This is a genomic window from Nocardia sp. NPDC056541 (assembly GCF_042794235.1).
Taxonomy (GTDB): Bacteria; Actinomycetota; Actinomycetes; order Mycobacteriales; family Mycobacteriaceae; genus Nocardia.
Genome location: NZ_JBHTUD010000003.1, coordinates 64,606 through 79,709, shown reverse-complemented (window position 1 = coordinate 79,709; position 15,104 = coordinate 64,606). Strand labels below are relative to the sequence as shown.

General features: G+C 69.1%; 12 protein-coding genes. 8 read left to right on the top strand and 4 right to left on the bottom strand.

The annotated features are described in order from the left end of the window. The first annotated feature begins 7 nt into the window (after positions 1-7). The 4 genes from ACFQ9R_RS05870 (at position 8) to ACFQ9R_RS05855 (ending at position 5,106) form a co-directional block, all read left to right on the top strand. Entirely contained in the window at positions 8-1,117 is a 1,110-nt protein-coding gene (locus ACFQ9R_RS05870; RefSeq protein ID WP_378989207.1) for a hypothetical protein, read from the top strand. After that, the gene (locus tag ACFQ9R_RS05865; RefSeq protein WP_378989206.1) at positions 1,104-2,612 is read left to right on the top strand and encodes a hypothetical protein; all 1,509 of its coding nucleotides are present in this window, start codon (positions 1,104-1,106) and stop codon (positions 2,610-2,612) included. Before ACFQ9R_RS05870 ends, ACFQ9R_RS05865 begins: the two co-directional genes overlap by 14 nt. Positions 2,613-2,861: 249 nt before the next feature. Then, the gene (locus ACFQ9R_RS05860) at positions 2,862-4,691 is read left to right on the top strand and encodes a phosphoenolpyruvate carboxykinase (GTP) (RefSeq protein WP_378989205.1); all 1,830 of its coding nucleotides are present in this window, start codon (positions 2,862-2,864) and stop codon (positions 4,689-4,691) included. Between the two features lie 235 nt (positions 4,692-4,926). Next, complete coding sequence (locus ACFQ9R_RS05855) at positions 4,927-5,106, top strand: hypothetical protein (protein ID WP_378989204.1); 180 nt, start codon at positions 4,927-4,929, stop codon at positions 5,104-5,106. On the opposite strand, the gene ACFQ9R_RS05850 is transcribed toward ACFQ9R_RS05855, so the two are convergent. Then, positions 5,103-6,557, bottom strand: coding sequence for an aldehyde dehydrogenase (locus ACFQ9R_RS05850; protein WP_378989203.1), 1,455 nt, complete (start codon positions 6,555-6,557; stop codon positions 5,103-5,105). The two genes, ACFQ9R_RS05855 and ACFQ9R_RS05850, sit on opposite strands and share 4 nt — an antisense overlap. 211 nt (positions 6,558-6,768) lie before the next feature. Between ACFQ9R_RS05850 and ACFQ9R_RS05845 the strand changes: the two genes are divergently transcribed. Continuing rightward, on the top strand, positions 6,769-7,065 hold the full coding sequence (locus ACFQ9R_RS05845) for a hypothetical protein (RefSeq protein ID WP_056823697.1): 297 nt from the start codon (positions 6,769-6,771) through the stop codon (positions 7,063-7,065). Here the strand turns inward: ACFQ9R_RS05845 and ACFQ9R_RS05840 are convergent, their stop codons facing one another. Beyond that, positions 7,066-7,866 carry a methyltransferase domain-containing protein gene (locus ACFQ9R_RS05840; protein WP_378989202.1) on the bottom strand — a complete coding sequence of 267 codons (801 nt, stop codon included), beginning with the start codon at positions 7,864-7,866 and terminating at the stop codon, positions 7,066-7,068. Positions 7,867-8,072: 206 nt separating this feature from the next. On the opposite strand from ACFQ9R_RS05840, the gene ACFQ9R_RS05835 reads away from it, so the two are divergent. Then, positions 8,073-9,239 (top strand): glycosyltransferase family 4 protein, encoded by a 1,167-nt coding sequence (locus ACFQ9R_RS05835; RefSeq protein ID WP_378989201.1) that lies wholly within the window; start codon positions 8,073-8,075, stop codon positions 9,237-9,239. On the opposite strand, the gene ACFQ9R_RS05830 is transcribed toward ACFQ9R_RS05835, so the two are convergent. Then, complete coding sequence (locus ACFQ9R_RS05830) at positions 9,236-11,077, bottom strand: hypothetical protein (protein ID WP_378989200.1); 1,842 nt, start codon at positions 11,075-11,077, stop codon at positions 9,236-9,238. The genes ACFQ9R_RS05835 and ACFQ9R_RS05830 overlap by 4 nt on opposite strands. Before the next feature lie 209 nt (positions 11,078-11,286). Here ACFQ9R_RS05830 and ACFQ9R_RS05825 point away from each other — a divergent pair, with 209 nt between their 5' ends. Continuing rightward, entirely contained in the window at positions 11,287-12,483 is a 1,197-nt protein-coding gene (locus tag ACFQ9R_RS05825; RefSeq protein WP_378989199.1) for a polysaccharide biosynthesis protein, read from the top strand. A gap of 84 nt (positions 12,484-12,567) precedes the next feature. Here the strand turns inward: ACFQ9R_RS05825 and ACFQ9R_RS05820 are convergent, their stop codons facing one another. Beyond that, positions 12,568-13,758, bottom strand: a complete 1,191-nt coding sequence (locus ACFQ9R_RS05820; protein ID WP_378989198.1) for a DUF3068 domain-containing protein — start codon at positions 13,756-13,758, stop codon at positions 12,568-12,570. Positions 13,759-13,904: 146 nt separating this feature from the next. Between ACFQ9R_RS05820 and ACFQ9R_RS05815 the strand changes: the two genes are divergently transcribed. Then, positions 13,905-15,098 carry an acyltransferase family protein gene (locus ACFQ9R_RS05815; protein WP_378989197.1) on the top strand — a complete coding sequence of 398 codons (1,194 nt, stop codon included), beginning with the start codon at positions 13,905-13,907 and terminating at the stop codon, positions 15,096-15,098. The last annotated feature ends 6 nt before the right edge of the window (positions 15,099-15,104 follow it).

The window sequence follows — 15,104 nt, the reverse complement described above, 5'->3', positions numbered from 1 at the left end:
GTGCGCAATGCCGACAGCCACTGAATTCGCACAGACACGACCCGCGGACCAGCTCGACGCGCTGATCTCGGTTCTAGGTGCAGGTCGCGGGGGTGATCCGGGGATCGCCGAACAGCTCGCCGCGGCGGCTGCGCGCCGTCGTCGTCCGCTGCACATCCAGATCACCGGGCGTGCGCTGAGCGGGCGGACCACCGTGATGGCCGCGCTGGCCCTGTTGTCGGCGCAGGAGACCGCGCCGGTCGATCAGCCCGAGCTGCCCGACCCGGTCCTCGACGGCGATCTGGTCATCTATGTGCTGGCCGGTGCGCCGCAGGCCGCCGACTACCGCCTGCTCGCGACCGTGCCGCAGGGTCGCGGCGTGGTGGTGCTCAACAAGGCCGACGCGGTGGGCGCGCGCTGGGGCGAGGCCGTGGCCGCGGCACAGCGGCACGCGCAGGAGCTCGGCCTGCCGATCGTGCCGATCGTCGCCTCGGTCGCCGCCAGGACCAGGTCGGGAGCGGTGAGCGCCGAGGATCTGAGCGATCTGCGCAGGCTCGCGGTCGGCCCCGATGTGCCGTCGGTGCTCGCCGCCGATCTGTTCATCGGCGTCGGCTCCGACCAGGAAGCGCGCAGACGGCTGATCGCCAACTGGGATCTCTACGGTGTGGACTGCGCGCTGTCGGCCCTGCGCGCCGATCCCGATCTGCCCGCGTCGGCGATTATCCAGATCCTGCACTCCGCTAGCGGTGTCGATCCGCTGCACAAGCTGGTCCACCGCCGGTACGAGCAGGTGGAAGCGGTGCGCGGCGGCGAACTGCTCGACGAGCTGACCCGGCTGGCCGCCCGCGCGGTCCCCGGCGACGGCGGCCGCGCGCGAGAACTGATCGAGCACTATCTCACCGGAGACGAAGCGCTCTGGGCCGGTCTGTGCGCCGGATTGGCCTGTCCGCAGGTCTCCCACCTGGCCGCCGGCTACCCGTCACCCGCGCCCGGCGACGCCGACGAGGCGCTCGCCCGCGCCACCCGCTGGCGTGCCGTCGTGTCGAGCGACATGCCACCCGCTGCCCGGCGGGCCGCGCTGCGCGTGCACAACGGCTATGTCAGAGCCTGGGAGCGGATGTCCAGTGCAGGCCTCTGAGGTCCCGCCCGGCCAGCGCCCGGCCGTCGACGCGAGCGGCGATACGAGTGCCGCGTCCGCCGACGACCCCGGTGCCCTACCCGCGGCGGTGGACACGGTGATCGACCGGTGGAACCCGCAGGGTGGCGCCCTGCTCCGGGCGATGGCCGCCGCGGGGGAGGGCAGCAGCGTCGACTTCTACGCCCCCGACGACGCCAACACCACTCTGCTGCGCACCGAACTCGCCCGCTTCGAACCCCATATCGACCTGGCCGATCCGACCGTGGGCAACGACCCGGCCGCGGCGCTCATCCTCTTCGACGCGGGCAGTGTCCTCGGTGCCGGCATGTTCGCCCTGATCGACCGTCTACGCGCCGCCGATCAGCGAATCCTGCTCGCCATGAACGGCTTTCACGCCTATCAGGACTGGCGCGCGACCCGCGACCGCAACCTGGAACTGCTCGCCGCGCGCGGCATCACCGACCTCGACATCGTCGCCGTCTCGGCCCGGCTGGCCGCCGCCGCCCGCGCCACCGACGATTCGGCCCTGCTCGATCGCTCCGGCGTGGCCGGACTGCACGCCACCCTGGCCGCGGCCACCGCGAAGGGACCGGCCGACGGTGCCCAGCGCCGCACCGCGGTCCGCACCCGGGTGCTCACCGACACCAGAGCGAGAATCGACGAACAGATCACCGCACTGCGCTCCGGCACGGACACCGCACGGATCAGGGAGGAACGCATCGGACTGGTCGCCGAGCGCGACGGCGGTCGCCAGACCGGTCTCGCCGCCGTGCGCAGCCAGGTGCAGCTCGCCCGCGTCGACCTGACCACCGAGCTCGGCGCGATGGTGCGCGCACTGCACACCCGCTCGCGCGCCGAACTCGACCGCTGCGACCGCGCCGAACTGCGCGCCTACCCACAGCGTTTGCAGCAGGCGGCCGGTGAGTTGTCGGTCTCGGTCGACGCCGTCATCGACGAACGGGTCAGCGAAGCGGCGCGCCGGATCGGTACTGCCGCGCCGACCACCCGGCGCCGCGATCCGGCGCCGCGAGTCGGTCCGGATCCCGGCAAGAGACACCGAGGTGTCGAAGATCACCTCATGATCGCGCTCGGCGCGTCGGCCGGCGTCGGCCTCGGCCGATTGGTCGTGGCACCGCTGTCGCTGGTCCCGACACTAGACGTGGCGAGCGTCCCGGTGACGCTGCTGCTCGGCGCGGGCGCGGCCTACTGGGTCGTGCGCGCCCGCGGCCAACTCGCCGAACGCAACCACATGGCCCAGTGGGTCTCCGAGGCATTGGTGAACGTCAAAGCCCAGCTCGAACAGCGTGTCGCGGGAGTGCTCGTGGACATCGAGGCCGAATTGGCCGAGCACGTGGTTCGGGAATCGACCGCGCGAGCGGTGGCCGTGGATCGGCGTGTCACCGAACTCGACGCGCTCGCGCGCAGGCTCGTCGCCGAGCGTCCCGCACAGCTGACGGCCTGTGAGCGTGACATCGCCACGCTCGATCGACTGTGAGCGCGGGATTGACCGATACACCGGTGGGTACCTGTTAGGGAGCCCGATGCCATATCGGTCGTCATATCGCGTTAACCTTGAGGCAGGAACCTGGGCGTCCGCTCTTGCCAGTCGATGCGCGGCCACCGTCCGTGTACGGCCTTCCTAGCCGTCTATCGGGGTTGTGCGACGGTTGGTCACTGCGGACGCCTTACCCGCCCATGGTGGCGATCGATGGATCGAACAACCGCCCATCTCAGGAGAGTTTTCATGACCTCAGCGACCATTCCTGGTCTTCGTGGATCCGACGGCACGGCGCCGACCGAGCACAGTGAACTGCTCGCCTGGGTACAGGAAGTCGCAGAGCTCACTCAGCCCGATCGCGTGGTCTGGGCCGACGGCTCCGACGCGGAATGGGATCGCCTGACCACTCAGCTGGTCGAGGCAGGCACCTTCCAGCAGCTCGACGAGAAGAAGAAGCCCAACTCCTTCCTCGCGCTGTCCGATCCCTCCGATGTGGCCCGCGTCGAATCGCGCACCTACATCTGTTCCGCCACCGAGGCCGACGCCGGTCCGACCAACAACTGGGTCGACCCCGCCGAGATGCGCGCCACCATGACCGAGCTGTACCGCGGCTCGATGAAGGGCCGCACCATGTACGTGGTGCCGTTCTGCATGGGCCCGCTCGGCGCCGAGGACCCCAAGCTGGGCGTGGAGATCACCGACTCCGAGTATGTGGTCGTCTCGATGCGCGTGATGACCCGGATGGGCCAGGCCGCGCTCGACAAGCTGGGCGCCGACAAGCCGTTCGTGAAGGCGCTGCACTCCGTGGGCGCGCCGCTGGCCGAGGGCCAGGCCGATGTGCCGTGGCCGTGCAGCGACACCAAGTACATCACCCACTTCCCCGAGGACCGTGAGATCTGGTCCTTCGGTTCGGGCTACGGCGGCAACGCGCTGCTCGGCAAGAAGTGCTACTCGCTGCGCATCGCCTCGGCGATGGCCCACGACGAGGGCTGGCTGGCCGAGCACATGCTGATCCTCAAGCTGATCTCGCCCGAGAACAAGAACTACTACGTCGCCGCCGCGTTTCCGAGCGCCTGTGGCAAGACCAACCTCGCGATGATCCAGCCGACCATCCCCGGCTGGCGCGCGGAGACCCTGGGCGACGACATCGCCTGGATGCGTTTCGGCAAGGACGGTCAGCTCTACGCCGTGAACCCGGAGTTCGGTTTCTTCGGCGTCGCGCCGGGCACCAACCACAGCTCCAACCCCAACGCGATGGCCACCATCGACGCGGGCAACACCGTGTACACCAACGTCGCCCAGACCGACGACAACGATGTGTGGTGGGAGGGTCTCGAAGGCGACCCGCAGCACCTGATCGACTGGAAGGGCAACGACTGGACCCCCGAGTCGGAGGGCCACGCCGCGCACCCGAACTCGCGCTACTGCACCCCGATGTCGCAGTGCCCGACCCTCGCGCCGGAGTGGGACGACCCGCAGGGCGTGCCGATCTCGGCCATCCTGTTCGGCGGTCGCCGTAAGACCACCGTTCCGCTGGTGACCGAGTCGTTCGGCTGGGAGCACGGCGTGTTCATGGGCGCCACCATGGGCTCGGAGCAGACCGCCGCCGCCGAGGGCAAGGTCGGCACCGTCCGTCGCGACCCGATGGCGATGCTGCCGTTCCTCGGCTACCACGTGGGCGACTACCTCAACCACTGGATCGACCTCGGCAAGAACGCCGACGCGAACAAGCTGCCGAAGATCTTCTACGTGAACTGGTTCCGTCGTGGCGACGACGGCCGCTTCCTGTGGCCCGGATTCGGTGAGAACTCCCGCGTGCTGGAGTGGATCGTCGGCCGCATCGAGGGCCGCTCGGGCGCCACGGCCACCGCGGTCGGCAATGTGCCTTCGGCTGCCGATCTCGACCTGGACGGCCTCGACGTGGTCGCCGCCGATGTCGACGAGGCACTCGCGGTGAACGCCGACGAGTGGCGCAAGGAGATCCCGTCGATCGAGGAATGGTTCGAGTTCGTCGGCGACAAGCTGCCTTCGGGCGTGCGTGACGAGTTCGAGGCACTCAAGGAGCGCCTGGGCTAGTCGCCCCGCAAACACTGAACCGCCCGTACCGTTTCGGTACGGGCGGTTCTGTTCGTCTCAGGTCGTCGGACGATTTCCACAGTCTCGTTCTGGGTACATCTGTCGGTGTCAGAGAGTCGCGTGTGGCGGCAGCGTTACCTTCGCCTATATTTCCTCTCGAGCTGATACCCCTGCGAGACTCCCTGCACCGCCATGCGGTCAACGACGAGATCGACGCTGAGAGGTGGTTTGACGCATGACAGATCTGGTGACCGGATTCGAGTCCGACACCTATTCGAGCACGCCCATGCAGCGCGTGGCGGGCCGACTGGAACGGGCCCTGCCCCCGGGCTGGCGGGTCGAGGTCGTCGACCTACCCGCCCGGGGTGAGGTGGCCGCGCAGCCGGTCCTGCGGGTCCATATGCCGGAGAACTAAGCCGTGGCGTCGGTCCATCCCATGGGCATGAGGACCGACTTCTGCTCACAGAACGCGTCGAGGCCCTCGGGGCCGTTCTCACGGCCGATGCCCGAGTTCTTGTAGCCACCGAACGGTGCGGTCGGGTCGAAGGCGTACCAGTTGATCGCGAAGGTACCGGTGCGGATCCGGGCCGCGACCTCGACGCCGTGCTCGATATCGGTGGTCCAGACCGATCCGGCCAGACCGTAGTCGGAGTCGTTGGCGATGGCGATGGCCTCGTCCTCGGTCTCGTACGGGATCACCGAGAGCACCGGGCCGAAGATCTCCTCCTGGGCGATGGTGCTCGCGTTGTCGACGTCGGCGAAGATCGTCGGCTCGACGAACCAGCCGCGGTCCACGCCCGCGGGCCTGCCGCCGCCGAGTACCAGCCGCGCGCCCTCGGCCTTGCCCTTGGCGATGTAGCCCTCCACGCGGTCACGCTGCTTTTCGCTGATCAGCGGGCCGAGCTGGGTGGCGGGATCGGTCGGATCACCGGTCTGCATGGTCTTGACGTGCGCGACCAACGCCTCGACGATCTCGTCATAGCGACTGCGCGGCGCGAGGATTCGGGTCTGCGCCACGCAGCCCTGCCCGCTGTTCATCAGCCCGGAGAACGCGAGCACGGGAATGCTCGCGGCGAGGTCGACGTCGGGCAGCACGATGGCGGCCGACTTGCCGCCGAGCTCCAGCGACACGGTCTTGAGCTGCGCACCGGCCAGCGCGGCCAGCTTCCTGCCCACCGGGGTGCTGCCGGTGAAGGTCACCTTGTCGACGCCGGGGTGGCCCGCGAGGTATTCACTGGCCTCGGCGTCGGCGGGCAGCACCGAGAGCACGCCGTCGGGCAGGCCCGCCTCGGTGAAGAGGTCGGCGAGGATGTTCGCGGTCAGCGGAGTCAGTGGCGACGGCTTGAGCACCACGGTGCAGCCGGCCAGCAACGCGGGTCCGAGCTTGTTCGCGGCGAGGAACAACGGGACATTCCAGGCGGTGATCGCGGCGACGACACCGCGGGGTTCCCGTGAGACACGCGAGGTTCCGAACAGGCCGACTCGAGTCTCGTTCCAGGCGAACGTCTTCGCGAGCTCGACGAGGGCGTCGAGTGCCGCGACGGCGGGAATCTGGTTGAGTGTCAAGGCCGCTAACGTCGGCGCGCCCATCTCCGCGGTGAGCGCGGCGAGCAATTCGGGCGAACGCTGCTCGATCAGCCGCGCGACCTTGCTGAGTACCTCCGCTCGTTCCAGTGGAGGCGTTGATGGCCACGGCCCGCTGTCGAACGCGTCGCGCGCCGCGGCGACCGCGGCGTCGACATCGGCGTTCGTTACCGCCGGCACGCTGCCCACGGTCTCCTCCGTTGCAGGGGAGACCACCGAAATGCGGTCACTACCGGCCGGGGTGGTCCACTTCCCGCCGATGAACAGACTGTCGTAGTGCATGAGAACACGTTACAGTTTTGCGGGCGAATTGTCTGCAACCTGTTCTAATTCGCTGCGGCGCAACGACTGTGAAGATGGTGAATTCCAACCTGTCGGTTCGCTTTTCGGGGAAACGCACTATTGCGTTCCGCTGGTGAAAAGGGGATGCTTTAGCTACTGATCAGCTCGCTCGATTCATCGAACATTAACAGCGAATTGGGGAGACCGACTCATGGCTGTGCAAGTGATCGGCCGATCGTTGATGACCAGCGACCAGACCGACCATCAAGCGAAAAGTGTGGGCAGTGGCGGATGGGTTGTCTCATTCCTGCCCGGCCGCACACTCACGATCGAGCAGGCGACTGCCGCTATCCAGGCCGCTGAGGCGGTTGCGATGGTCGGCGCGCTGGCCGATCAGGTCGGCCTGACCACGTTGGAGACCGTGGGCCTGGCGATTCAGGAATCGCCGTGGGTCAGGGTGTTGCCCGAGCCGATGCGGAGGTCGCGGCGCTTGAGCTGGCTGGCGTGATCATGCTTTGGTAGCCACCACCACCAAGTTGCTGACCAGTAACTCGCGAATGACCGGAACTCGGACGAGCCACCAGGCCCAGTGTGGGTGATAACGCGGAAAAATAGTCCGCACGTCGGCTGAAGTCGTTGCTGCCCAGTGCAACCCATCCGCCGCGGTCACCGCGAACAGTGATCGGCCGAACCTGTTCTTCGGTTCGTGTCCGTTCTTGCGCCGGTACCGGCGGGCCGCGTACTCGCCACCGAGGTAGTGCCAGAGGCCGGTCTCGTGCCCACCGAACGGTCCGTGCCACACCGTGTACGAGTACACGATGAGGCCGCCGGGCTTGGTCACCCGCACCATCTCGTCCGCCATCAGCCACGGCTGCGGCACGTGTTCGGCGACGTTGGAGGAGAAGCAGACGTCGACGGAGTTGTCGAGGAACGGCAGCGCCATCCCCGACCCGCGTACCGAACCCGACACCCGCAGCCCGGCCGCGTGCATCTCCGACGGGTCGGGCTCCACCGAGACGTAGCGGGCGCCCACCGCGGTGAACTCGTCGGCGAAGTAGCCGGGGCCGCCGCCCACGTCGAGGACGACGGTGCCGGTGAGGTCGCGGCCGGTGATGTCGGCGTAGAAGTCGCCGATCAGTTCCGCGCTGTCGGTGGCGATGCCGCCGTAGAAACGGGCCGGGTCGGACTGCTCGAAGCGGAAGCTGGTGAGCAGGCGCAGCGAGCGGCGCAGAGAGGCCCGGCGCGCGAACCTCGATCGGTCGCGTCGATGGACGGGCTGCTCGGTTGTCGGCTGGGTGGCGATCGGCACGGGCAGGAGTTTATGGGCAGGCCCTTCGGTCGCGGCTGGTGGTGGGGGCGTTGGGTGGGTGGGTTGGGTTCGTCTTCACGGGGTCGGCTCGGGTGCGACGGGCTGATCTGGGCGGGCGCGGTCGATACAACCGTGTTGCGTGGAGCACACCCGCTAGTGTGGGGGCCGACGTTTGTCTGCCACCGAACCGAATGCGAGCCCCGACCGTGCGTGAAGTCCTCCTACTCTGCTGGCGTGACACCGGGCACCCACAGGGTGGCGGTAGCGAACGGTATCTGGAGCAGGTAGGCGCCCAGCTGGCCGCGCGTGGCATCAAGGTCACCCTGCGTACGGCGGGTTACCCGGGCGCCCCCAAGCGTGAGCGGATCGACGGCATCGACATCAGTCGCGCGGGCGGCCGCTTCACCGTCTACCCCCGCGCGCTCGCTGCCATCGTGGCCGGTCGGCTCGGTATCGGCCCGCTGCGCGGCCTGCGCCCCGACGTCGTGATCGACACCCAGAACGGCATTCCCTTCTTCGCCACCGCGACGGGTGTGCCGTCGGTGGTGCTGGTGCACCACGGACACCGTGAGCAGTGGCCGGTCGCCGGTCGCCTGGTCGGGCGGATCGGCTGGTGGATCGAATCCACGCTGTCCCCGCGCGTGCACCGCGACAACCAGTACCTCACCGTGTCGCTGCCGTCGGCCGAGGAGCTGTCCGCGCTCGGTGTGGACCGTGAGCGCATCGCCGTGGTCCGCAACGGTGCCGAACCGGTCCCCGCCGCGGTCGTCCCCGGCGACGACGCCACCCGCGCCACCCACCCGCGCATCGCGGTCCTGTCGCGCCTCGTCCCGCACAAGCAGATCGAAGATGCCCTCACCGCGGTCGCCCACCTGCGCGAACGCTTCCCCGACGTGCACCTCGACGTCATCGGCGACGGCTGGTGGGCCCCCAACCTGCGTGCCTGCGCCGACGCACTCGGCATCGCCGACGCCGTCACCTTCCACGGCCACGTCGACGAACGCCGCAAACACGAGATCCTCTCGACGGCCTGGGTCCACGTGATGCCCTCGCGCAAGGAAGGCTGGGGCCTGGCCGTCATCGAAGCCGCCCAGCACGGCGTCCCCACCATCGGCTACCGCAGTTCCCGAGGTCTCACCGACTCCATCGTCGACGGCGTCACCGGCGTGCTGGTCGACGACGCCCCCGCCCTGGCTGCGGCCGCCGGGGACCTCCTGGCCGACCCGGATACCCGCCTGGTGATGGGCGAGAAGGCCAGGGCCCGTGCCAACGAGTTCTCCTGGGAACAGACCGGCGCCGGTGTCTTCGAGGTCCTCGCCGCCGCCGCGCGCGGCCGCACCGTCAGCGGATTGGTCTCCCCGGCCCGGGTCTAGTCGACTCGGTTACCCGCTGCCTCTCGATCTCGCCGGGTGCCCGTCCGGTCCGGGCGCACGGCCGCGGCAATCAGTCCCGTGAGTAGCAGGGCCGCCCAGAGCAGGTGGGCCGCGGCGGAGGTTCGGCGCTGGGCCGGGGTGGCGATGTCGAGCAGGGTGGGGGAAGGCACGCGGTAGAGCGCCAGGTCTTTGTCCTGATACGTCAATTCGGCCGTGGTGAGAGTTTTCTCGGAGGCGCCGAGCGGGCCGGGGGTGGTGCGTTCGATCAGGATCCAGCCGACGCCGAGGGCCGCTAGTTCGGTGGCCGGAGCACCTTCGAGGAGCGCTTGCTCGACGGTGCGGGCGCGGTTGCCCTCTCCGGTCACCGCGTAGCCGCGAACTCGGAGTTCGCCGGTCTGCAGGACATCGTTGGGGAGGATGCGGGGAGCCGAGTCGAGGACGGGAGCTGTTCCGCTGTACGGGAATCGGCGGAACATCCCGGCGGGAAGTACCGCTATGTCGCCGGGAGTGTCGATGTGGTCGACCACCTGTTGCCAGCCCGCGGGGTAGTGGACGGGGCGCACGGCGCCGCCGACTCCCCAGGCGAGGTCGGCCAGCGGGAGGGTGAGCAGAAGAATGAAAAGGATTGCGGCGGGGCGAAATCCGGTCCGGCCCTCACGAATTTCCGGGTGCCCTTCGGCGGCAGAAGCTTCCGGGGCGTTGGCCAGTACTCGGCGGGCTGCCACGGTGACGGTTCGGCACGCGGCCGCCGCGCACAGCGCGTAGGCGGGCATCGCCAACGCCACGTACTTTTGCGTATCCCGCAGCAGCCCGGCCCCGGGAACGTGCACCACCAGCCATTCTCCGGCGGCCAGTCCCCAGCTGGTCGCGCCGAGGGCGGGCAGCACGATCGCCACCGTCGCGATCACCAGCAGCGCTCGCCCGTCACGTCCGAGCGCCCATACCGCCCGCACCCCGCACGCGACGATGCCGAGCAGCAAGAGTGTGCCGAGCAGGGCGAGCGGGGTCGTGCGGCTCGCGGGGACCGCTTCGCCGTTCCAGATCCCGCCCAGCCCGGCGAGGCTGCCGAGCGTGCCGAGCCACGGTTCGGCCCGTGCCGCGAACGCCGAGACGCCGGCCGGGTCCGACGGCTCGGCTCCTGATCCGAGCGCGGTCGCGGTCAGCCACGGCGCGCAGGTCACGATCCACAGCGCGACGGCGGGGAAGAAGGCCCGCCGCCCGACCAGCGCGAGCCCGATCACCGCGGCCAGCAACGAGCCGGTCGGCGTCAACCCGGCAGCGGCGAAACTCGCGGTCAGCGCCGCCCATCCACCGAGCGACGCGACGAATCCGAACCGGCTGCCCGGCCCCGCATCGTCGCCGGATTCCGTTCTGCTGGTGGCTGTTCGGATGCGCGCGGCGGCGAGCGCGGTCCACGGGAGCGCGGCGTAACCGGCGAGCAGGCTCCAGTGGCCTTGAAGAAGTCGTTCCGCCACATAGGGATTCCACAGCGCGAGGGTCGCGGCGACCAATTGTGCTCCGGTAGAAGCGGAGACGAGCCGTCGCGCGAGTACCGCGGCGCCGTATCCGGCCGACCACAGCGCGACGATCAGGATCGCCTTCACGAGAATTCCGCCGTCGATCACCGGCGAGAGCACGGCGAGCACGGCGTCCTGCGGAACGGCGCGAGGTGCGGCCGCGCCCACGCCGAGTGCCGAATCGGTGAGGAAGGAACGTGGGGTGCTCACCGCGTCGCGCAGCAGCAGGTAGCCCGATCCGGCGAGCGGTCCGACGATGATCATCGTGAGCAGAGCGCAGTATCCGGCCACCAAGGCCCTTGCTCGCCCGCTACTCGTCACGTCCACGCACCTTACGTCCCGTCGGGCTGCGCCGTGGCCGGGGTCGAATAGGCGCTGTTCGGGGCTGAATCGCTCGAAGGTGAGTCCGCTTGGACTCACATTTTCGGGGTGGGCGTGATGGCGAACACAGTGAAGTGCGACCATGAGGCGTGTCCTCAGTCCGCCGCCCGCCTGTCGTTGCCGATCTGACCTGGGTGACGGCTGGCGCCATGACCGCCAACGTCGCCGGGTACCTGCTGCAATTGCTGGCAGCGAGCTGGTTGGGAGTCGAGGGATACAGCGAGTTCGCGAGTCTGCTCGCGGTGCAGTTGCTGTGCGCGGTCCCGGCCCTTGCCATGCAGAACGTAGTGGCGAGAGAGGTGGTGCGCGGGGCGTCGCTACGTGCGGTGCGGGCGATGATGTGGCGGTGTGCCGCGTTGGTCGCCGCGGTCGCGGTGGTGCTGATTCCGGTGGTGGCCGTGGTGCTCGACGTGGGCGTGTGGGCCGCTGCCGCCGCCCTCGGCGCGGCACCCGCGTTGGTGATCCTCTCGGGTGAGCAGGGAATTCTGCAGGGCGGCAATCACTTCCGCGCGCTGGCCACCGTGCTCGCGATGGCGGGTACGGCCCGGGTGGCGCCCGCGCTGCTCGCACTCGCGCTGGGCGGTGGTGCTGCCGGTGCGCTGTGGGCGGGGGCCGCGGGCATCGTCGGCGCGGCGATCGTGGCCGGTCGCATCGCGCGCTCGACGACCGAGTCGGCGGATCCGCCGACCGATGACAGCGGCGATGCCGGAAACAGCCGGGAACCGATGACGAAGACCGTCGGCGTCCTTCCCGTGTTGCGTGCCGTGCAGGTGCAGGCGGCGCTGATGGCGCTGTCCTCGGTCGACCTGATCGTGGTCCGCATCGTCCTCGACGAGGTCGACGCCAGCCGCTACTCGCTGGGCACCATCGCCACCAAGATCGCGTTCTGGCTGCCGCAGGCGGTCGGCGTCGTGCTGTATCCCCGGATGGCCCAGCCCACCCATTCCGCCCGTGCGATCCGCGACGCCCTCTCGGTGCTCTCGGTGATCGGCGTCGTCGCGGTGCTGGGCGCGGCGCTGGCCGCTCCCTTGGCCCCCCTGTTCGCCGGCGCCGACTATGCCCCCATCCAGGGCATGCTGTGGCTGTTCGCCCTGCACGGTGCGATCCTGGCGGTCCTCCAGGGCGCTCTGCTCTCGGCCATCGCGGTCGAACGCACCGCCTTGGCGGCCGTCACCTGGATCGGCCTGGCCGTCGAGGTGACCCTGATGCTCGCCTTCGCCCGCACGATCGAATCCCTGATCGGCACGGCTGTCTCCGTAGCGGCGGTCACCACCACGATCGTCGCCGCCGTCGTTCTTCGCGCGGCCCGCACCCACCCCGCTCCGGCCGACTCGGTCCTGCACTGACCGAACCGGCCGGTTCGGCGGAGGTGTCCCGGAAAAACACAACAGCCCCGGCCGAAGACCGGGGCTGTTGTAGAGCGTGTCCGCCTAGGGCCGCTTGTCGATGTCGATCTGCTCGGTAGGCGCGTCGTAGTCCCCACGGGGGAACTGCGTGGTCGGCGCGTCGTCGCCGTCCCACCGAGTAGTCGGGGTGTCATCCGGCGCGGCGGTGGGCGCGGGCGTCGGACGCGATCCCCGCGGACTCGCATGAGCCGCGGTGCCGCCGCCGCGCAGTCCGAGGAACAACCCCGCCAGCAGCGCCAGTACACCCAGCACGCCGAACACGATCGGCACCACACGCCCGAACAGCGAGAGCTTGTCGGTGTTCTCCTTGGCGATGGCGATCTGCGACTCGACGGTCGCCTCGTCGAACACCAGGTGCGACTTCAGCGCGGTGACCTCGGGCTTGTCCCCGGACCGCGCGTAGAACAGGTGGATCGATTCCCCACCCTTGATCACGGTGCCGGTCTGCGGCTCGACCCACAGGTCACGCACGTTGGTGTAGTAGCGCGTCATGGTGACCGGGGTGTCGCCACCCTCCACGCCCCACTTGCTGGCGGGCAGGGTGAGCCGGTTGGTCGGCGACTGCACGACGTCCCAGGTGCTGGTGACCGGCGCCTCCATCTGGAAGCGGTACACCTTCATGTTGTTGATCTCGGTCTCTTCGATGAAGTTCGCGTCGAAGGACTTTCGCACGTTGATGTCGAAGTACGGGTAGGTCTTCTTCTCGGTGCCGATCGGGAAGCGGTAGCCGATGCCGGTGTGCTGCACCGGCTCCATGACGCTGCCGTCCTTGTTCACGGTCACCGCGATCGACCCGTTGGGGTCGGTGTCCACCGGCATGCCGGTGGTGCGCGAGATGGTGACGCGGTCGATGGCGGCGGTGAGCAGGCCGGTATCGCCCTGCACGTCGGTGCGCCGCAGTGTCTGGCCTGCCTGCAGCGTCATCTCGTCGGCGTCGGAGGGCTCCTCGACGGTGACGAAACGCTGGGAGATCAGCGGCACATCCTTGTTCACCACGGCGGCACCGTCACCGGAGGTCAGCGACTTGGAGTCGAGGACGAGGCTCTCCTCGCCCTTCTGGTTCTCCGCGATCGTCGTGATCTCGAGATCGAGTGGAGTCTTGGCGACTTTGCTCACCGTGTAGGTGGGGATCATCAGCGCGGCGACGAGTAATGCCGCGCCCAGACCCACGAGCACGCAGGCGACCGTTCTTCTGGTACCGGCACTCAGTGCCATGCAAACTCTCCTCGTCGTTCGAACACGGATGGCCCGGTGGTCTGGTATTGCACCACAGGCACTCGTGAGCCCCGACACTAACAGCCCAGGCCGCGAAGGTGCGGTGCTGTGCCGTGGAAATCGCCGACACGGCAGACTGGACCCCGATGACGACCGCCACCGCCCCCGTTTCGCGCCCGCGCGCCTTCATTCCCGCCCTCGAAGGGATGCGCGGGATGGCGGCGCTCGGTGTGCTGGTCACGCACGTCGCGTTCCAGACCGGAACGACCGGGGTGCCGGTCCTCGGCCCGATCCTGGAACGCTTCGATATGGCGGTCGCGGTGTTCTTCGCGCTGTCGGGTTTCCTGCTGTGGCGCCCGCACGCGGCGGCCGCGCACGGGCTCGGCCGCGCACCGCGGACCTCTCGCTACCTGTTGCACCGGGTGGCCAGGGTGATGCCCGCGTACTGGGTCGTCGTGGTGTTCGTGCTGCTGTTGCTGCCCGGCGCGGCGCATTCGGCGAACCTGCGGGTGTGGGTGTCGAATCTGTTCCTGCTGCAGGTGTTCGTGCCGTTGACATTGACCGATGGGCTCACCCAGATGTGGAGCCTGTCGGTGGAGATGGCTTTCTACCTGGTGCTGCCGGTGCTGGCCTGGCTGGTCGTGCGACTGCGCGGCTCCGCGGCGCGGTGGCGGGTGCCGGTGCTGTGCGGGCTGGTCGCGGTGAGTCTGACCTGGAACCTGTGGCCGATCCCGACGCCGGAGGCGATCCACGCCGACAACTGGCTGCCCGCCTACCTGCCGTGGTTCGCGGCGGGGATGCTCCTGGCGGAACTGATCCACCTCGTGCGACCCGAGGTCCGGTGGGCGCGAGTGCTGTCGAGTCAGCCGCTGATGTGGGCGGTGGCGCTCGCCGCGTTCCTGCTCTCGGCGACCGAGTTCGGCGGCCCGGCCGGCCTGGAACGCGCGCAACCGTGGCAGTACGCGATGAAGATGGCACTGGGCATGATCTTCGGGTTCTGTCTGCTCGCACCCCCGGTGCTGCGGCTGTCCGGCGCCCCGCACCGCTGGCTGGAATCGCGCACCGCCGCGATGCTCGGCCGCTGGTCCTACGGCATCTTCCTGTGGCACCTGGTGGTGCTCACCGTGGTCTTCCCGGTCTTCGGCATCGTGCCCTTCAACGGTGACTTCCTCTACGTGATCACCCTGACCACCGCGCTCACGCTCCCGTTGGCCGCCGCGAGCTTCGCCCTGATCGAGGAACCGGCCCGCCGCTGGGCGGCCCGGTGGGATCGGCGGACCGGGTCCGCGCGAGTCGACGAACACCGGCCGGAATCGGCGCGGCGTCCGGCGGTGCGCTGAGTCGCG

Coding starts and splice junctions, on each gene's coding strand:
- ACFQ9R_RS05870 (WP_378989207.1), top strand. CDS start 8: ATGCCGACAGCCACTGAATTCGCACAGACACGACCCGCGGACCAGCTC.
- ACFQ9R_RS05860 (WP_378989205.1), top strand. CDS start 2,862: ATGACCTCAGCGACCATTCCTGGTCTTCGTGGATCCGACGGCACGGCG.
- ACFQ9R_RS05855 (WP_378989204.1), top strand. CDS start 4,927: ATGACAGATCTGGTGACCGGATTCGAGTCCGACACCTATTCGAGCACG.
- ACFQ9R_RS05850 (WP_378989203.1), bottom strand. CDS start 6,557: ATGCACTACGACAGTCTGTTCATCGGCGGGAAGTGGACCACCCCGGCC.
- ACFQ9R_RS05845 (WP_056823697.1), top strand. CDS start 6,769: ATGGCTGTGCAAGTGATCGGCCGATCGTTGATGACCAGCGACCAGACC.
- ACFQ9R_RS05825 (WP_378989199.1), top strand. CDS start 11,287: ATGACCGCCAACGTCGCCGGGTACCTGCTGCAATTGCTGGCAGCGAGC.
- ACFQ9R_RS05820 (WP_378989198.1), bottom strand. CDS start 13,758: ATGGCACTGAGTGCCGGTACCAGAAGAACGGTCGCCTGCGTGCTCGTG.
- ACFQ9R_RS05815 (WP_378989197.1), top strand. CDS start 13,905: ATGACGACCGCCACCGCCCCCGTTTCGCGCCCGCGCGCCTTCATTCCC.